This window comes from Amycolatopsis jiangsuensis (assembly GCF_014204865.1).
In the GTDB taxonomy this organism is placed as follows: domain Bacteria; phylum Actinomycetota; class Actinomycetes; order Mycobacteriales; family Pseudonocardiaceae; genus Amycolatopsis; species Amycolatopsis jiangsuensis.
The window spans coordinates 3,051,775-3,070,433 of record NZ_JACHMG010000001.1; the positions used below are offsets into that span (position 1 = coordinate 3,051,775).

Here is an 18,659-nt window from a genome sequence, read left to right on the forward strand (position 1 = left end):
GATGTCCGCGGGCGTCCGGCACGCCAGACTGAGGATCATGACGACCGCAACGCCGGCGGCGGGGACCGCCGACGGTGCCGGTACTGGGGGACGCGGGCGGGCGGCCACAGCGGCGCTCGGGCGGTTCGCCGTGCTGTGGCACCGGCTACCGTTCACCACCATTGTCGTGCTCGCGATCCTGGCCGTGGGGTTCGCGAGCGGCGCGCTGTGGCACGCCGCCGAGCACCAAGGCGCGTTCGGCTACTACGCCTACGGACTGCCGTCGATGGAGCACGGACGCTGGTGGACGCTGGCGACCGGGCCGTTCTTCGCGCTGCGGCCGCTGTTCTACCTGCCGATGGCGGGCACGTTCGCCCTGCTCGCCGGGCTCGCCGAATGGCAGCTCGGGACCCGGCGGGCGATCGCGGTGACCGTCGGCGGCCAGGTGGTTTCCACGATCGCCGCCCTGCAGTTCCTCGAACTGTGCCGGCATTCCGGCTGGGCATGGGCGGACCGGATCGCGACCACCCTCGACGTCGGCTTCTCCGGCGGCGCGCTCGTGGCGATCGCGGTGGCGAGCGCGACTCTGCGCCATCCGTGGCGGCTGCGGCTGCGAGCCGCGCTGTGCGTGTACGCCGGGGTGGCCATCGTGTTCGTCGGCACGCTCGCCGATCTCGTGCACTTCTTCGCGCTCGTGGTCGCTTTGCCGCTCGGGCACCGGCTGGCCGGTCCGGGCCGCGCGCAGGACGGCCGCAAGCTGAGCCAGCGTGAATGGCGTTTCCTGGCCTGTGCCGGGCTGGTGCTGCTCACCGTCGCCGAGGTGCTGATGTGGCTGCTGCCCGACACCGGCCCGTTCGGTTCCGCCGACGAGGTGTCGCTGTCCGGGATCGAGATTCTGGTGCTGTGCCTGCTCGTGGTGCCGATGCTGAACGGGTTGCGCCGTGGTTCGCGGTTCGCCTGGCGGTGCACGATTGCGCTGAGCGCCTTCGCGGTGTCGCAGGCGCTCGTGGTCGGCGGCGTGGTGGCGGTCGGGCGGATCCTCCACGCGGACTTCGACGGGCACGGGCTTGCCCTGTTCTTCGTGGACAATCTCTTGTGGACAGTGGAGCTGGTGCTGCTGTTCGCCGCGCGCCGAGCCTTCCGGGTACCGTCGCGACGACGCTGCCGCAAGCTGTTCCGGCCGGGCCCGGATCCGGCGTTCGCGCGGCTTCTGCTGGGGCGCAACGGGGGCAGCACCATCTCGTGGATGACGACCTGGCCGCAGAACGCCTACTTCGTCGCCTCCGACGGTGCGTCGTACCTGGCTTACCAGCGCCACGCCGGCGCCGCGGTGGCACTCGGCGACCCGGTGGCCCCGGACGGCTCCGGGGAACGCACGCTGCGGGAGTTCGCGGCGATGTGCGAGGACACCGGGCTGGTGCCGTGCGTGTTCTCCGCGACGTCCGCGACGGTCGCGGTGACCCGTGAGCTGGGCTGGCAGCACGTGCAGGTCGCCGAAGACACCTTGGTGGACCTGGAAAACCTGCAGTTCCGCGGCAAGGCGTGGCAGGACGTGCGCACGGCGCTGAACCGCGCGAAGAAGGACGGCATCGAGTTCCGCCTGGTGCGCCTCGCCGAGGAGCCGCGGTCGATCCGGAGCCAGGTGCGCGAGCTGTCGAAGGAATGGCTCGGCGACAAGGGCCTGCCGGAGATGGGCTTCACCCTCGGTGGGGTGGACGAGGCGATGGACCCGGCGACCAGGGTGGGGCTGGCGGTGGACGGCGAGGGCGTCGTGCACGGGGTGACGTCGTGGCTGCCGGTGCACACCGGTGAGGGCGCCGTCGGCGGGTGGACGCTCGACGTGATGCGCAGGCGGGGCGACGGATTCCGTCCGGTGATGGAGTTCCTGATCGCCTCGGCGTGCCTGGCTTTCCGCAGGGAGGGCGCGAAGTTCGTGTCGCTGTCCGGTGCTCCGCTGGTGCGCAGCCGCGAATGCGCGCCGGGCCGCGCGGTCGACCGGATGCTCGACAAGGTCGGCGCGCTGATGGAGCCGTACTACGGATTCCGCTCCCTGCACGCGTTCAAGGCGAAGTTCCAGCCGCGGCACGAACCGATGTACCTCGCTTTCCGCGACGCGGCGGATCTGCCGCGGATTGGCGTCGCGCTGAGTCGCGCGTACCTGCCGAACGCCGGGCTGAAGGACTTCGCGAAGCTGGCCCTGCGCCGTCAGCGCGTGGTGGGCGGCGGGGTCGTGGTGGACCGGTCGGCGGCGGGCACCCCTCGGTAGCTGCGCAGGATCCGGGTCAGCTCGTCGCGCGGCGCGCTGCCTTCATCGGCATACGCGGCGAGCACGACGGAACGGGATCCGCCCGCGACCGCGACCGCGCCGACGAGCGCGTGCGCCGGCCGGCACGGACCGTCACCGCTGGGCTGCACGTCGGCCACGACGAGCCGTCCTGGCACGGTTTTTCCGGACAGCGAAACGGAAACCGGCTCGACCGGTCCGAACGCGACGCGGGCGGGCGGGGCGCCGTCCGCGGTGTAGGCGCCGACGCCGACCTCGGTCACGGTCTGCCGTGCGGCCGCCTCGGCATCGGGCAGCTCGCTGCTGGTGACGCCGGCGCCACCACGTGAGGTGACCTCGTTGGCCGGGCAGCTGCCCTCGCCGAGGAACGCACTGGCGGCGAGCGTGACCCCGGCCGAACCGACGCCCGGCTCCCAGCCGTGCACGACACGCGGTTCCGGCGTCCAGGATGGCGGCACGTCGTAGGCGTAGGCCCCGTCCCGGCCGGCGACGGACTGCCACCCGGCGACAACCGGCGGCACGACCACCCGCGGCGACGGCTGGTCAGTGACCGGGCCGCGCGGAACGCTGTGGCCGCTGCTGTCCCCTGCGGGCAGCACAGCACGCACCAGCCCGTACCCGGCCCCGACGACAACGGCCAACGGCAGAAGCAGCATCCCCACCCGCCGCCCACCGCGACGAGGCACAGCACCCGCGGACGACGACCGAGCGGGTACTACCGGCCGAGACGCCCCGCGCCTGTGCTCGGCGACCGGGAAACCGGCCACGTCGCTGTCCGGCGCGCCAGTGCCGAAACGCACGGAGTCGGAACCTGCCGAATCCGGTGCACCGCCGGGAGTATCGGCGCCGGAACCTGCCAGGCCCGAACCTGCCGGACCCGGGCCACCACCGGACGCACTCGTACCGGAATCTGCGTGACCCGAAGCAGCGCCAGGCGTACCGGCGCCGGACCCTGCCGGGCCCGAACCTGCCGAACCTGTACCTGCCGAACCCGGGCCACCACCGGATGCACTCGTACCGGAATCTGCGTGACCCGAAGCAGCGCCAGGAGTACCGGCGCACGAACCTGCCGGACCCGACCCCGCCGAACCCGAAACAGCACCGGCAGTACCGGCGCCCGAACCTGCCGGACCCGACCCCGCCGAATCCGGGGCACCACCGAACACACCCGCACCGAAGCCCGCCGAACCCGACCCTGCCACGTCCCGGGCACCGTCGAACACACCGGCACCGAAACCCGTCGAGTCCCCGTCCCCGGCCGGTTCGTAGCCGCCGAAGCCGGTCAGGGCGGCGTTGTCCTGGTATCCGCCCGAGCGGGCGCGCGGGCGGCGCCGGAACAGTGCCATCGCAGGGTCAGGCGCGGACCAGCTTCACGAGGTGGCCGACCACCTCGTCGAGGGCGATCTCCTCGCGGTCCCCGGTGCGGCGGTCCTTCACCTCGACCACGCCGTTCGCCAGGCCGCGGCCGACCACGAGGATCGTGGGGACCCCGACCAGTTCCGCGTCCGCGAACTTGACACCGGGCGTGGACTTGCGGTCGTCGAGCAGCACCTCGAGCCCGGCCTCGTCGAGTTCGGCGGTGAGCTTTTCCGCGCCCGCGCGCACCGCCTCGTCCTTGCCCGCGATGACCACGTGCACGTCGAACGGGGACACCTCACGCGGCCAGACCAGGCCGGACGCGTCGTGGTTCTGCTCGGCGAGCACGCCGACCAGCCGGGACACGCCGACGCCGTAGGACCCCATGGTGATCCGGACCGGCTTGGAGTCCGGGCCGAGCGCGTCCACCTCGAAGGTGTCGGTGTACTTGCGGCCGAGCTGGAAGATGTGGCCGATCTCGATCCCGCGCGCGGCGACCAGCGTGCCGTGGCCGTCCGGCGAAGCGTCACCCTCGCGCACCTCGGCCGCCTCGACGGTGCCGTCCGGGGTGAAATCGCGGCCCACGACGAGGTCCAGTACGTGCCGGCCGGGCTGGTCGGCGCCGGTCACCCAGGCCGTGCCCTCGACGACGCGCGGGTCGACGAGATAGCGAACCCCGTTCTCCTGCAACGCTTTCGGCCCGATGTACCCCTTGACGAGGAACGGGTTCCTCGCGAAGTCGGCCTCTTCGATCAGCTCCACCTCGGCCGGCTCCAGCGACGCCTCGAGCCGCTTGAAGTCCACCTCGCGGTCGCCCGGCACGCCGACGCCGAGCAGCTCCCACTCCTTCGCACCGGGCCGGCGGGTCTTGACCATGACGTTCTTGAGCGTGTCCGCGGCGGTGAACTCGCGGCCGAGCCCCGCGGCGTTGAAGAACGCGACCAGCGTTTCGATGGTCGGCGTGTCCGGGGTGTCGTGCACCTGCGCCGCGGGCAGCCCGTCGAGCGGGCGAGCGGGCGGCGCGGGCGTGACCACGGCCTCGACGTTGGCCGCGAAACCCGATCCGGTGCTGCGCACGTACGTGTCTTCCCCGGTCTCGGCGACCGCCAGGAACTCCTCCGACGCCGAGCCACCCATCGCGCCCGACGTGGCGGCCACGATCACGTACTCCAGCCCGAGCCGGTCGAAGAGCTTGATGTAGGCGCCGCGGTGCGCCTGGTAGGACCGCTCGAGACCCTCGTCGTCGAGGTCGAAGGAGTAGGAATCCTTCATCACGAACTCGCGCCCGCGCAGGATGCCCGCGCGGGGGCGCGCCTCGTCGCGGTACTTGGTCTGGATCTGGTACAGCGTGACCGGGAAGTCCTTGTACGAGGTGTACTCGCCCTTCACCGTGAGCGCGAACAGCTCCTCGTGCGTGGGGCCGAGCAGGTAGTCCGCCCCCTTGCGGTCCTTGAGCCGGAAGAGGGTGTCGCCGTATTCGGTCCAGCGGCCCGTGGCCTCGTAGGGTTCCCGCGGCAGCAGCGCGGGGAACTGGATCTCCTGGCCGCCGATCGCGCTCATTTCCTCGCGCACCACCTGCTCGATGCGCCGCAGCACCCGCAGCCCGAGCGGCAGCCACGAGTAACCACCCGGCGCGACCCGGCGGACGTAGCCGGCGCGGACCAGCAGCCGGTGGCTGGGTACCTCGGCGTCCGCCGGATCCTCACGCAACGTGCGGAGGAACAACGACGACATCCTGGTGATCACTGCGGACTCCCTGCACTGAGCGGTGCTTTTAGACGTTTCGCACAGAGTAGTCAACCCCCGGGCCCGGACGCATGCGGGTTATCCGGGGCGGCCGTTTTTGTCGGTGGTGCCCGTTAGCGTCGCTCCCATGGCACTCGAACTGGGCATGATCACCGTCGACTGCGCCGACCCGCGCGGTTTGGCGGCCTTCTGGACGGCTGCGCTGGGCGTACGGGTCGCAGCCGACTACGGGGCGTTCGTGATGCTCGAACGCCCCGCCTCGGGCGGACCGACGATGGGATTCCAGCAGGTCCCGGAACCGCGCCCGGGCAAGAACCGGGTGCACACAGACTTCGTCGCCTCCGACCGGGAAGCAGAGGTACGCCGGCTGGTCGGACTCGGCGCCACGGAACTGGACCGGCAAACCCAGCCCGGCCTCGCGTGGACGGTGCTGTCCGACCCGGAAGGCAACGAGTTCTGCGTCGCCGAGCGGGACGTCGGCTGACCGAAGCGGGGTGAAAAAGCCGAGCCGGTGACCGGCAGGAGCGGGAACGGTGCCGGCGCGAGTTCGTGTGGCGCAGGGGCATGCCGCGCGGGTTCTGTCGTAGGGCTCCACGCCGCGCAAATCCATGTCGTACCGGGTTCATGTCGCGGGTTCATGTCGCGCGGACGAACCTCGCAGCTCCACGCCGGGCCGTCCAGGTCGCGCCGTCCAGGTCGCGCCGTCCAGGTCGCGCCGTCCAGGTCGCGCCGTCCAGGTCGCGCAGGGGCATGCCCACCGCCTCACGCCACATAGGTCCATGCCGCACCATCCGAGCACCGCACGTCCATCCGGCGCAGTACGGGCAGCGCGGCACGGGCCCGGTGCTCCGGATGTTCCGGCGGCTACGCTCCGGGGTGTGCTGGTGCTCCTCCCTCCCTCCGAGACCAAGGCCGACGGCGGCAAAGGCGCTCCGCTGGACCTCGACGCCCTGTCGTTCCCCGAGCTGAATCCGGTGCGGGCCAAGCTCGCCGACGCGCTGGTCGAGCTGGCCCGGGACGTTCCCGCGAGCCTGGCCGCGCTCGGCATCTCGGCCCGGCAGGCCGACGAAGTCACCCGCAACGCGCAGCTGTGGACCTCGCCCACGATGCCGGCGCTGCGCCGCTACACCGGCGTGCTCTACGACGCGCTCGACGTGCGCGGTTTCACCCGCGCGGCGCTCGACAAGGCACAGCGGCGGCTCGCCGTCACCTCCGCGCTGTTCGGGGCGGTCTCGGCAGTCGACCCGATCCCCGCCTACCGGCTTTCCGGCGGCACCACGGTGCCTGCGCTGGGAACCGTGCGGGGGCTGTGGAAGCCGGTGCTGGAACCGGTGCTGCGCGACGTCGAAGGCTTGGTGGTCGACCTGCGCTCGGGCAGCTACGCGGCCTTCGCGAAACTGCGCCAGGACGCGGTCACGGTGCGCGTGGTCACCGAGGACGCGCACGGCAACCGCACCACAGTCAGTCACTTCAACAAGGCCTACAAGGGACGGCTGGCCGCGGTGCTCGCCACCACCCGCAGCGAGCCGTCCACTGTGGACCAGCTGGCCCGGGTGGCGTCGAAGGCAGGCCTCACCGTCGAACGCACCGGCGAACACGCACTGGAACTCCTGACCGGAGACTGACCCCGGCCCACAGTGCCGTGAAGGCGCCTTCACGGCACTTCAGGAGCCGTCCACAGACGCGGTCAAGCACCGTGGAGAGCGCCACAATCCCACGCCGTCAAGCCCGGCCACGCAGCCACAACAGGGTTCAGGAGAACCGCGCCGCAGCACAGACAGCCAAAAGGCCAGCCCCCACGCCATCAAGCCCAGCCACAGCAGGGTTCAGGAGAACCGCGTCGGGGCACAGGCGGCGAGGAGGTCGGCCGGGACGTCCTCGCCCAGTACCAGGTCGGCGACCAGTTTCCCGGCGTACGGGCCCAGCGTCAGCCCGGCCGGGCCGAAGCCGGTGGACAGGAACAGGCCGGGGGCGACCTGACCCAGCAGCGGCAGCGTGTCCGGGGTCGCGGGCCGGAAGCCGACGCGGGTTTCGGCGAGGCTCGCGTCGGCAAGGCCGGGGGCGGTCCGCAGCGCCTCGTCCAGGACCTCCCGCTGACCGGCCACGGTCACCCGGTGGTCGAAGCCCGTGCCGGCCTCCCGGGTCGCGCCCGCGACCACCCGGCCGCCGGGGAACGACAGCAGGTAGTGGCTCCTGCGCGGCAGCACGACCGGCCAGGCCGCGGTCTCCGTGCCCGGCAGGTCGAAATGGCTGATCTGGCCCCGGTGCGCCGTGACCGGCACCGAGATGCCCACCGGCTCGGCCACCTCGGCCGACCACGCGCCGGCGGCGAGCACGACCGCGTCCCCGGTCAGCTCGTCCGCTCCCGCCCGAACCCGCAGCCCGGGCAGCAGCGAAGCCGGTGCCTCGACGAACTGCACGCCACGGTCGATCGACGCGGAGATCAGTGCGCGGCGCAGCACCCGCCCGTCGACCCGGCCCGCGCCGCTCAGGTGCACTGCGGCGAGGTCCGGCGCCAGCGGCGGGAACAATTCCCGCGCCTGCTCCGGGTCCAGCCGCCGCACGGTGCCCACCTCGGGGGCGTCCGCGGCACGGGCGACAAGCCGTTCCTCCACCTCGGCCAGCTCCTCGCCGGCCGCCGAGACGACGAGCCCGCCGACGACTTCGTACGACGGTTCGTGCCCCAGTTCCCGCAGCTCGGCAGCGAGCCGTGGGTAGTAGCCGCCGGCCGCGGCGGCGAGCGGGTACACCGCGTCGTCGCCTCGCGAGGTCCACGGGCTGATGATCCCCGCGCCCGCGTCCGTGGCCACCCCGGGCAGGTCTGCGTCCACGACGACGACGTCCGCCCCACGGGAGGCCAGGTGGTAGGCGGTGGCGGCGCCACCCATCCCGCTGCCGATCACGATCACGCGCATGATCTTCACCCTGCCCGATCAGCACCGGGACGTCGACCGATTAACGCCATCGCGGCGTTGTGCCCGGGAATCCCGCTCACGCCGCCTCCCCGCACCGCGCCGGCGCCGCACAGCAGCACGCGCTCGTGTGCGGTTTCGACGCCCCAGGTTCCGGCTTCGCCGTACGGCCACGACAGGTCGCGGTGAAAGATGTGCCCTCGTGGCAACCCGAGCTCGGCTTCCAAGTCCAGTGGCATTTTCGCCTCCACGCAAGGGGTGCCGTCCGCGTCCCGCAGCGGGCAGTCCTCGATCGGCTCGGCGAGCACGCTGTTCAGCGAAGCGCAGGTCGCCCGCAGCGCTTCGGCCCGCGCTCGCTCGTTGTCCTGCTCGAAAAGCCGCGCCGGCATGTGCAAACCGAACAGGGTGAGCGTCTGTACGCCCGCTTTTCGTTCCGCAGGACCGAGAATCGACGCATCGGTCAACGAGTGGCAGTAGATCTCACACGGTGGTAACGCCGGAATCCGGCCCGCCGCAGCTTCCGCGTACGCAGTCTCCAGCTGGGAGAAGGACTCGTTCACGTGGAACGTGCCGCCGAAGGCGTCGCGCGGGTCGATCGAGCGATCTCGCAACCGGGGCAACCGCCGCAGCGCCATGTTCACCTTCAGCTGCGCACCTTCGGGTGCCTCGACGGGCTCCTCGCCGAGCAGACGCGAGAGCGTGCGTGGCGCGACGTTGGCCAGGACGTGCCCGCCGACCACCACTCGCTCCACTCCGTCCTCGCGTCGGTGAGCACCACTCCGCGGACGGTGTCGTCAGTGAACGACGTGGTCAGCGTTTCCCCTACGGGGCGCTCGAAAAATGTCTCCCACGGCTCGTCGTCACCGAGCCGCGCACGCAGCTCGGCACGGGAGGGCAACGCCTCGGTGAGGCTGTCGAAGGTCACCGCGGCGACCCGCCCGGCCAGCGCGTAGAACCGCCGCCAGGCATCGAAGTCCTTTGTGGACCCTGTGACGGTGCGGAACGACTCGGCGGTCCGCGCCTCGTCCGCCGTGTCGACAAGGAGACCGGCATCGCCCACCGGGGTGCAGGAGGACATCCGGCGCCGCTGGAACCGCACGTTCAGGCCCAGGTCCGCGACGATCCGCCGGGGCAGCAGGCTGACCAGGTACGAATACCGCGACAGCCGCACGTCGACTCCACCGAACGCGCGGAACGACACCGCCGCGCCGCCGATCTCGGCCCGGCGCTCGAGCACCAGCACCGACCGCCCGGCCCGCGCCAGGTAGCCCGCCGCGACCAGCCCGTTGTGGCCGCCACCCACGATCACCGCGTCGTAGTCCATGGCGCCGAGGCCAGGGCGCGGTAATTCGGTTGCGCGAGGTCCGGCCGGGCGGCACGCTGTGCGGCGAGACGGAAACGCCGAGGCGAGGAGGTGCGTCGTGGAGAGTGTCCGGGCGTTGTCCTGCCCGCTTCCGCCCGCCCCTCCCGGCTAGAGCACGTGCTCGCCCGGTGGGGCATCCCGATCGAGGAGAACCCACCAGTGCGCTGGCACGACTACGAAGACTTTTCCGATTCCTTCGACGACGACTCCGGACGGCGCCCCCGCCGCCGGTACGACGACAGTCCCGCGCCGGCCCGGCGCGGGCGGCTCACCGAGGGCGAACGCGTCCGGCTCGCCCAGCTGCGCGAGGACGCCTACACCGAGACCGCCCTGCCCGACGGCGCCGATCGCTGGACCACCTGGGGCGAGGCCGACCAGGGCCCGCATCCGCGGCCGGACTGGGTGATCACCGGCCTCGGCGCGCTCGACACCGACCTCGGCGTGCTCAAGACCGGCAAGGAAGCCGACGTCCACCTGGTGCGCCGCCACGAACCCGGCGCCGAGGGGGTGCTGCTCGCGGCCAAGCGGTACCGCTCGGACGAGCACAAGCTGTTCCACCGCGACGCGGGCTACCTCGAGGGCAGGCGGATGCGGCGGTCCCGCGAAATGCGCGCGATCGCCGGGCGGACCACGTTCGGCCGCAACCTGATCGCCGAGCAGTGGGCGGCCGCCGAGTTCGCCGCACTGACCCGGCTGTGGACGATCGGCGCCCCGGTGCCGTACCCGGTGCAGCGGCACGGCACCGAGCTGCTGCTCGAATTCCTCGGCGAACCGGACGGCACGGCCGCGCCCCGGCTGGCCCAGCTCCGCCCGGAGCGCGACGAACTGGCGGAGCTGTGGGAGCAGGCCGCCGCGGCGCTGGAACTGCTGGCCGCGCAGGGACTCGCGCACGGCGACCTGTCCGCCTACAACCTCCTGGTGCACGAAGGTCACCTGATGGTGATCGACCTGCCGCAGGTGGTCGACCTCATCGCCAATCCGCGCGGGCCGGAGTTCCTGGCTCGCGACGTGGCGAACCTGGCCGGGTGGTTCCGCGGCCGCGGCCTGCCCGGCGACCTGGCCGACACCGACGAGCTGGTGGCCCGCCTGACCTTCGCGGCCGGGCTCGGCTGACCGCACGTCCGTCGAGGTCTTTGCGCGGAATCCAGTTCTTGCGAGGAGGTTGCTACGGGCTTCACGGACGGCGTCGCGGACGTGGCGCAGCACACAGCTGCGACACCGCCCACAACCGTGGACCTGGGTGCGAAAGCACGCGGGCCGCTCCGGTACAGTGAACACAGACCGCAACGGCGGCGTGGATGAGTTGGTGTCCGTCGCCTCCACAGCCCACCGCAGGGCTCGCGGTGTCATCCGAAGCAATTCCCGTCGGTGTCCGATGCCAACGGCGTCGTGCACCGGGTCCGTCCCTGTGAACGCCCACTGCCACACCATCTTGCCCTGCCTGCGCGCGGGCAGCCCGGGCCTCCTTGCGACGTGCCACGTCCGAGAGGCATCTGTGACAGTCACGTTCAATTCCGGCCACTCCACCCGCTCCCCGCGAGCCGGCCGGCCCGATCGCGCACCGCGGCACCGCCAGTCCGGCGGCGAGCTGCTGCGCGACGACGCGGTGGAGACCCCGAAGGCCCGCAGCTTCGCCGAGCTGGGCCTGCCCGAGGACCTGCTGCGGGCGCTGTCCGAGCTGGGCATCGACGCGCCGTTCCCGATCCAGTCCGCGACCATCCCGGACGCGCTGGCCGGCCGCGACGTGCTGGGCCGTGCGCAGACCGGGTCCGGCAAGACCCTCGCGTTCGGGCTGGCGATGCTGGCCCGCCTCGACGGCGGCAAGGCCCGTCCGAAGCGGCCGCGCGCGCTGGTGCTCGTGCCCACCCGCGAGCTGGCCATGCAGGTGGCCGACTCGCTGACCCCGCTGGCCAAGTCGCTCGGCCTGTGGTGCCGCACCGCGGTCGGCGGAATGTCCTTCGGCCGCCAGGCCGAATCCCTCTCCCGCGGCGTCGACCTGCTGATCGCCACGCCGGGCCGGCTGTCGGACCACGTCCGCCAGGGCACCGCGTCGCTGGGCGACTGCAACTTCATCGCCCTCGACGAGGCCGACCAGATGGCCGACATGGGCTTCATGCCGCAGGTGCGCGAGATCATGGACCTCACCCCGCCGGGCGGGCAGCGGCTGCTGTTCTCCGCGACGCTCGACGGCGACGTGGACCGGCTGGTCCGGCAGTACCTGACCGACCCGGTCACGCATTCGGTCGCGCCGTCGACCGCGAGCGTCACCACCATGGACCACCACCTGTTCCAGGTGTCGCACTCGGACAAGCAGGACATCATCACCCGGATCGGTGCCCGTGAGGGCCGCACGATCATGTTCGTGCGCACCAAGCACCACGTGGACCGGCTCACCGAGCGGCTGCGTGAGCAGGGCGTGCACGCGGCGGCGCTGCACGGCGGCAAGACCCAGGGCCAGCGCAACCGCGTGCTCTCGGACTTCAAAGAGGGCCACGCCGCGGTGCTGGTGGCCACCGACGTCGCCGCGCGCGGCATTCACGTCGACGACATCTCCCTGGTGCTGCACGTGGACCCGGCCGCGGACCACAAGGACTACCTGCACCGCGCGGGCCGCACCGCGCGCGCCGGCGCCTCCGGCATCGTCGTCACGCTGGTCACCCGTGACCAGCGGCGCACCGTCAACCGGATGACCGACCGGGCCGGCGTGCGGGCCGAGACCACGATGATCCGCCCGGAGGACGCCGACCTGTCGCGGATCACCGGCGCCCGCGAGCCGAGCGGCGAGCCGGTGGTGGAGCGGCGCCGCGAGACGCCGCGCCGGGGCCGTAACTTCGGCGACCGGGACAACCGCGGCTACCGCGGTGGACGTGAACGCCGTGGCTCCTTCGAGGACCGCGGCCGGCGTGGCTACGGCGAAGGCTCGCGGGAGGACCGCGGCGGCTACCAGGACTCGCGCGAAGACCGTCCGGCCTACGGCGGCCGGGGCTCCCGCGACGGGCGGCCGGGCTACGGCTCTCGGGACGGCCGTCCCGGTCAAGGCCGGGGCCGCCAGCAGCGCTTCGACGGGGGCGGCTCGGGCCGCCCGCAGCGTCCGGGCCGTGGCCCGCGGCGCGGCTACGACGCCTGATCACCGGAAACGGCTCCGCTGCGGCGGGGCCGTTTTTCGTTGCCGTCGAGGAGGTTTCGCTGTGGCAGGGCGCACGCCCCGGCTGCCGGGCCGGATGCGACACTGCCAGACGTGAACGCCTCGTCCCCGCCGCCGCCCGACACCGTCTTCGACTGGCTCGACGCCGAGGCCACGAAGCGGGCGGACGCGGGACTGACGCGGCGGTTGCGACCGCGGCCCGCGCAGCCCGACGAACTCGACCTGGCGGGCAACGACTACCTCGGACTGGCCCGGGACAAGCGGGTCGCCGGGTCAGCCGCGGCGGCCGCGTTGCGCTGGGGTGCCGGCGCCACCGGATCGCGGCTGGTGACCGGCTCCACCGAACTGCACGCCGAGCTGGAACACGAGCTGGCCCGGTTCTGCGGTGCGCAGGCGGCTCTCGTTTTCTCCTCCGGGTTCGCCGCCAACCTGGGTGCGGTGACCGCGCTGTCCGGCGCGGAGTCCGCGATCGTCAGCGACAAGTACGTGCACGCGTCGCTGATCGAGGGCTGCCGGCTTTCCCGGGCCGACGTGGCGGCGGTCGCGCACGCGGATCCGGAAGCGGTCCGGCACGCGCTGGCCACGCGGCGGAAACCGCGGGCGCTCGTGGTCACCGAGTCGATCTTCTCCGTGGACGGCGACGCGGCCGCGCTGGGTGAGGTCCACGGGATCTGCCGCGAACACGGCGCCGCACTGCTCGTCGACGACGCGCACGGCCTCGGCGTGCTCGGCGAAGGGGGCCGAGGGGCGGTCCACGCGGCCGGGCTGTCCGCCGCACCGGACGTGGTGACCACCTGCACGCTTTCGAAGGCACTCGGCGCTCAAGGCGGCGCCGTGATCGGCCCACGCCGGGTGATCCGGCATCTGGTGGAAACGGCGCGCAGCTTCATCTTCGACACCGCGCTCGCACCCGCGAGCGCTGCCGCGGCGCTGGCCGCGCTGGGCGTGCTCAAGTCCGAACCGGATCTGCCGGCGAAGGCGATCGACAACGCCGCCAACCTCGCCATGCACCTGAAGGCGGCCGGCCTGCGCACCACTCTCCCCGAAGCGGCAGTCATCTCAGTGCGCGCACCGTCACCGGAAGCCGCCTTCGGCTGGGCGGAAGCGTGTGCGGAACAAGGGATTCGCGTCGCCTGCTTCCGCCCGCCCTCGGTGCCGGACGGCGTTTCCCGGCTCCGCCTGACCGCCCGCGCGAACCTGACCGAGTCCGATGTGGACCGCGCGGTGAAGGTGCTCACCGCCACCGCTCCCCGCGGTGCTGCCGCCTAAGAGCTGCCAGCCGTGGCCTGGCCATCCTGGGTGCGACGCTGTCGCTGCTGACGGAGGTGGGCTGCGAGCAGGTGTTCATGGAGGCGGTTGCGAGCCGTTCCGGGGCTGCGAAGACGACGAACCACCGTCGCTACCGGGCTCGGGCGTCGCCGGCACAGCCGCCGCGCTCCGCATCTGGCTCCGCTCGTGAACGGGAGACACGCGGCTCACAGCGTGGCGGGCGCCAGGGTCGCCGGTGCCCCGCCACGCCATACGCGCTGGACCTCGAGGGTGTCGCCGATGGTGACCGTCGGGTCGCCGGTCACCATCGTGAGGTCGGCTCGCAGGCCCGGCCGAATGCGGCCGCGGTCGGCAAGGCCGAACCGTCGCGCGGGAACGGAAGTCACCGCCCGCAGTGCCTCGATCGGCGTCCAGCCTGCCCGCACCAGGAGCCGTAGCTCTCCGTGCAGACTGACCCCGTGGGCCATTCCCGGCGCGCCGAGATGCGCGGCGTCCGTGCCCGCGAGGATGTCGACGCCGGCTCGATGCAGCGCCGCGAGTGTTTCGAACGCGTAGCCGAGGTTCTCGTGCGAGCTCGTCGCAATCGTACCCGACAGGTTGTCGAGCCATTCCGGCGTCAGCTTGGCGCGCACCCGCGGATCCTTCGCGAGCTCGGCACCGGTGGACTCGCCGGTGATCGACGTGATCACCGACAGCGTCGGAATCACGAAAACGCCGGCAGCGGCGATCTTCTCGATCAGTTCGCCGGAATGCGGCTGATCGAAGAAGAGATGCGTCAGCCCGTCCACGCCGGCGTCGACGACCTGCTCGGCCGTCTCGACGGTCATCGCGTGCGCGACGACCAGCTTGCCGCGGGCGTGCGCCTCCCGGGCAGTGGCCGCCACCAGCTCGGGGGCGAGCCGGGGCAGGGAGAAACCGAACAGGTGGCCGTCCTCCACCAGCACCTTGAGGTAGTCGGCGCCCTCGGCGATCCGGTCCTCGACGAACGCCGGGACCTCGTCCGCCCGTGACGCCGTCGGCCACGGCGGGTCGCCCTCCCCTGTCCGGACCTGATGCGGATGCCCGTTCGCCGGCGTGAGCCCGATGGACGACGAGCGCACGTCGGCGAGGTCGTCCGACTCGGCGGCCAGGCGGCGCAGCGGGTTCATCCGCTCCGGGATCGAGACCATGTCGAGCTCCGTGGTGACCCCGAACGTCAGGGCCTGACGAAGTGACTCCTCATCGGTGTGCGTGTGCGCGTCGATCAGCCCGGGCAGCACAGTGGCGCCGGTGCCGTCGATCAGTTCGGCTCCCGCGGGACGGCTGCCGCCGACGCTCGCGATGGTGTCCTCCACGACTTCGACGTCCACGTCACCGAGCAGGTCTTCACCGTCGAAAACGCGGGCGCCGGTGATCACGAAGTGCGGCACGCCGACCTCCACATCCTGGTTACCTTCAGTTACCAGAAAACCGTATGAGACCAGCGTTGACCTGCCAAGAAGGCACTTTCGCGACAGGAGGTGAGGTGCGGGTAACCAGGGCCGATACGTCGGCCCGCGAGGACGGCTACGCGCTCTTCGCGGGCCGGCGCATGGTCCGGTGCGGGATGCCGTCCTCGAGGAACTCCTCGCCTTCGGCCACGAAACCGAAGCGTGCGTACAGCCCCTGGGCGTAGGTCTGCGCATCGAGCACGAACTCGCCGGTGACGCCGTCCAGCGCCGCGGCCATCAGGCGGCCGGCGAGGCCCTGGCCGCGCGCGATGCGGGCGGTGACCACACGGCCGATCCGGTCCACGCCACCCGGATCGGCCAGAACGCGCAGGTAGGCCAGCACTTCGCCGTCGTCGCCGGTGAACCACCGGTGCCGGGTGTCCGGCTCCAGATCGCGACCGTCGAGGTCGGCGTACACACAGTCCTGTTCCACCACGAACACGTCGGCACGCAGGCGGAGGATCGCGTAGAGCTGGGCGGCGGTCAGCTCGGGACCGGCCGCGTGGTGCAGGGTCGTCACACGCCCCTGCCTAACACATCTCAGCCGAACAGCCGCGGCTGGGACTGCGCCTTGATGTCGTCGGCGAACGCGGACACCCGCGTGTACACGCCCGGCCTGTTCGCCTTCGCGCAGCCGTCGCCGAAGGACACGATGCCGATCAGCGTGTCACCGACCACGAGCGGCCCGCCGGAATCGCCCTGGCAGGCGTCCGTGCCGCCCTGCGGGTAGCCGGCGCAGACCATGCTCGAGGGATCGTAGGTGTCGTAGGCGCTCCTGCACGTGGTGTCGCTGACCAGCGGGACCTCCGCGCTGCGCAGCACGTCGGAACGCTCGCCGCCCTCGGCGAGCCGGCCCCAGCCGAGCACCGTCGCGCGGGTGCCCTCCGCGTAGACGGACCGATCGTCGGGGCCGGCCAGCTTCACCGGCTCGTAGGGCAGCTTCCCGCGGACGCTGAGGACCGCGACGTCGTCGCCCTTGGTGGGATCGCTGAACTCCGGGGAGACCCAGACCTTCGACACCTTGAGCACGACGCCGGCCGAACTGCGCTTGTCCTGCCGGCCGGCGACCACCCGGACGTCGGACGCGGACACGGCCTTCGCACAGTGCGCGGCAGTGGCCACCGCCGACGAGCCGACGATCACCGCACCGCAGTACTGGTTGCCGCTCTGGTCGGTGAGGTACACCGCGTACGGGTGGTCGGACAGCGAGGCCTCCCCGCCGCCGACGATGCGGGGCTGCGCGGCCGAGGACCCGGGCGAACCGGGGACACCCGGATCCGGCTCCGCGGGACCGCCGGCCCATGCCGTGCCGACCGGTACCGCCACCGCGGCGGCGAGCAGCGCCCCCACCGCGAGGAGGAGCGGACGGCGGAACTTGGCGGGCATGGGATTCCCCTTCGGCCGGCGGATGGAGCACGGAGGCCCGGACGCGGCCGGGAGCCAGCCGACTCCGGCGCGTGAACACGGGACCGCGAATACCCTAAACGGAGCAGGCCCGAAACGGTGTCACTGGAACGGGTGGAGTCGGCGTTCACCGAGCGCGTTCGTCCTCCCGGAGCGGGGCGCGGAGCAGGGTCGCACCTGCGTACGAGCTCGCGGGCGACCTCGCCCCGCCGCCGGTGGGCGGGCCGGGAACACCCGGGCGGGTGAGGCGGTTGACTAGGCTGACACGCCACCGGCCCGCGGGAAGGGCCGTTCGGGAAAGGACCGCTGTGCCGCACTACGACCTGGTGATCGTCGGGACCGGATCGGGGAACTCGATCCTCGGGCCGGAATTCGCCGACCGGAAGACGGCGATCGTCGAGAAGGGCGCGTTCGGCGGCACCTGCCTCAACGTGGGCTGCATTCCGACCAAGATGTTCGTCTACGCCGCGGACGTGGCGGCCACCCCGTCGGTCAGCTCCCGCTACGGCGTGGACGAACGCCTCGAGGGCGTGCGCTGGACGGACGTGCGGGACCGGGTCTTCGGCCGGATCGACCCGATCGCCGAGGGCGGCGCGGACTACCGGAAGAACCACGAGGACAACCGGAACGTCGACGTCTACCAGGGCGAAGGACGGTTCACCGGCACGAAGCAGCTGCGCGTCAGCTTCCCCGGCGACCGGCCGGACGAGGTGCTCACCGCGGACCGTTTCGTGCTGGCCGCGGGCGGGCGCCCGGTCATCCCGGACGTGCCGGGGCTGGCCGAAACCGGCTACCACACCTCCGACACCGTGATGCGGCTGGACGAGCTGCCGAAGCGGATCGTCGTCCTCGGCGGCGGCTACATCGCGGCCGAGTTCGCGCACGTGTTCGCCTCCTTCGGCGTGGCGGTGACCGTGGTCAACCGCTCCGGCGCGCTGCTGCGCCAGGAGGACGACGACGTCAGCGCGCGGTTCACGGAGCTGGCCTCGAAGCGGTTCGACGTACGGCTGGAGCGCAAAACGCTGCGCGCGCGGCGGACCGGCGGCGGGGTGGCGCTGGATCTCGAGGGCCCGCAGGGCGCCGAGACGGTGGAAGCCGACCTGATCCTCGTCGCCACCGGGCGCACGCCGAACTCGGACCTGCTCGACGTGGCCGCCACCGGCGTCGCCACCACCGAACGCGGCCACGTGGTCGTGGACGCTCACCAGCAGACCTCCGTGGCGGGCATTTACGCCCTCGGGGACATCTCGTCGCCGCTGGAGCTGAAGCACGTCGCCAACCACGAGGCCCGGGTGGTGCGGCACAACCTGGCGCATCCGGACGAGCGGATCACCTCGGATCACCGTTTCGTGCCGCACGCGGTGTTCACCTCGCCCCAGGTCGCCTCGGTCGGCGTGACCGAACGCGAGGCGGCCGCCACCGGACTGTCCTATGTGGTCTCGAAGCAGGACTACGCGGGCATCGCCTACGGCTGGGCGATGGAGGACACCACCGGCTTCGCGAAGCTGCTGGCCGATCCGTCGACCGGACGGCTGCTGGGCGCGCACATCATCGGCCCGCAGGCCTCGACGGTGATCCAGCCGCTGATCCAGGCGATGAGCTTCGGCCTCGACGCGCGGACGATGGCGCACGGCCAGTACTGGATTCACCCGGCCATGCCGGAGCTGGTGGAGAACGCGCTGCTGAACCTGCCCCTGGACTGACCTCGTGAATGGCGGGACCGGTGAGAACC

General features: G+C 72.0%; 13 protein-coding genes and 1 pseudogene. 7 read left to right on the forward strand and 7 right to left on the reverse strand.

Going from position 1 to position 18,659, the window contains the following annotated elements; all coding sequences use genetic code 11:
• The first annotated feature begins 37 nt into the window (after positions 1-37).
• Positions 38-2,245, forward strand: coding sequence for an MprF family protein (locus BJY18_RS13390; RefSeq protein WP_184780290.1), 2,208 nt, complete (start codon positions 38-40; stop codon positions 2,243-2,245).
• Here BJY18_RS13390 and BJY18_RS13395 read toward each other — a convergent pair.
• On the reverse strand, positions 2,185-2,919 hold the full coding sequence (locus tag BJY18_RS13395) for a DUF8017 domain-containing protein (protein WP_452039153.1): 735 nt from the start codon (positions 2,917-2,919) through the stop codon (positions 2,185-2,187). The two genes, BJY18_RS13390 and BJY18_RS13395, sit on opposite strands and share 61 nt — an antisense overlap.
• Positions 2,920-3,616: 697 nt before the next feature.
• A complete protein-coding gene (locus BJY18_RS13400) occupies positions 3,617-5,365 on the reverse strand; it encodes a proline--tRNA ligase (RefSeq protein WP_184780292.1) in 1,749 nt (582 codons plus the stop codon).
• Between the two features lie 127 nt (positions 5,366-5,492).
• Between BJY18_RS13400 and BJY18_RS13405 the strand changes: the two genes are divergently transcribed.
• Positions 5,493-5,849 (forward strand): VOC family protein, encoded by a 357-nt coding sequence (locus BJY18_RS13405; protein ID WP_184780293.1) that lies wholly within the window; start codon positions 5,493-5,495, stop codon positions 5,847-5,849.
• A 394-nt stretch (positions 5,850-6,243) separates the two neighbouring features.
• The gene (gene yaaA, locus BJY18_RS13410; protein WP_184780294.1) at positions 6,244-6,990 is read left to right on the forward strand and encodes a peroxide stress protein YaaA; all 747 of its coding nucleotides are present in this window, start codon (positions 6,244-6,246) and stop codon (positions 6,988-6,990) included.
• Positions 6,991-7,191: 201 nt separating this feature from the next.
• Here the strand turns inward: yaaA and BJY18_RS13415 are convergent, their stop codons facing one another.
• Together BJY18_RS13415 and BJY18_RS13420 are read right to left on the reverse strand one after the other, a co-directional pair.
• The gene (locus BJY18_RS13415) at positions 7,192-8,280 is read right to left on the reverse strand and encodes an NAD(P)/FAD-dependent oxidoreductase (RefSeq protein ID WP_184780295.1); all 1,089 of its coding nucleotides are present in this window, start codon (positions 8,278-8,280) and stop codon (positions 7,192-7,194) included.
• Positions 8,281-8,285: 5 nt separating this feature from the next.
• Positions 8,286-9,601, reverse strand: a pseudogene (locus BJY18_RS13420) (phytoene desaturase family protein).
• A 198-nt stretch (positions 9,602-9,799) separates the two neighbouring features.
• Here BJY18_RS13420 and BJY18_RS13425 point away from each other — a divergent pair.
• The 3 genes from BJY18_RS13425 (at position 9,800) to BJY18_RS13435 (ending at position 14,054) form a co-directional block, all read left to right on the forward strand.
• Entirely contained in the window at positions 9,800-10,753 is a 954-nt protein-coding gene (locus BJY18_RS13425; protein WP_184784600.1) for a serine protein kinase RIO, read from the forward strand.
• A 382-nt stretch (positions 10,754-11,135) separates the two neighbouring features.
• Positions 11,136-12,767, forward strand: coding sequence for a DEAD/DEAH box helicase (locus tag BJY18_RS13430; protein WP_184780296.1), 1,632 nt, complete (start codon positions 11,136-11,138; stop codon positions 12,765-12,767).
• 111 nt (positions 12,768-12,878) lie between these two features.
• Positions 12,879-14,054, forward strand: coding sequence for an 8-amino-7-oxononanoate synthase (locus BJY18_RS13435; protein WP_184780297.1), 1,176 nt, complete (start codon positions 12,879-12,881; stop codon positions 14,052-14,054).
• A gap of 206 nt (positions 14,055-14,260) precedes the next feature.
• Here the strand turns inward: BJY18_RS13435 and BJY18_RS13440 are convergent, their stop codons facing one another.
• From BJY18_RS13440 to BJY18_RS13450, 3 genes are all read right to left on the reverse strand, one after another.
• A complete protein-coding gene (locus tag BJY18_RS13440) occupies positions 14,261-15,463 on the reverse strand; it encodes an amidohydrolase family protein (protein WP_221457712.1) in 1,203 nt (400 codons plus the stop codon).
• A gap of 136 nt (positions 15,464-15,599) precedes the next feature.
• Entirely contained in the window at positions 15,600-16,043 is a 444-nt protein-coding gene (locus BJY18_RS13445; protein ID WP_184780299.1) for a GNAT family N-acetyltransferase, read from the reverse strand.
• 20 nt (positions 16,044-16,063) lie between these two features.
• Entirely contained in the window at positions 16,064-16,909 is an 846-nt protein-coding gene (locus BJY18_RS13450) for a S1 family peptidase (protein WP_184780300.1), read from the reverse strand.
• A 326-nt stretch (positions 16,910-17,235) separates the two neighbouring features.
• Here BJY18_RS13450 and BJY18_RS13455 point away from each other — a divergent pair, with 326 nt between their 5' ends.
• A complete protein-coding gene (locus BJY18_RS13455) occupies positions 17,236-18,630 on the forward strand; it encodes a mycothione reductase (protein ID WP_184780301.1) in 1,395 nt (464 codons plus the stop codon).
• The last annotated feature ends 29 nt before the right edge of the window (positions 18,631-18,659 follow it).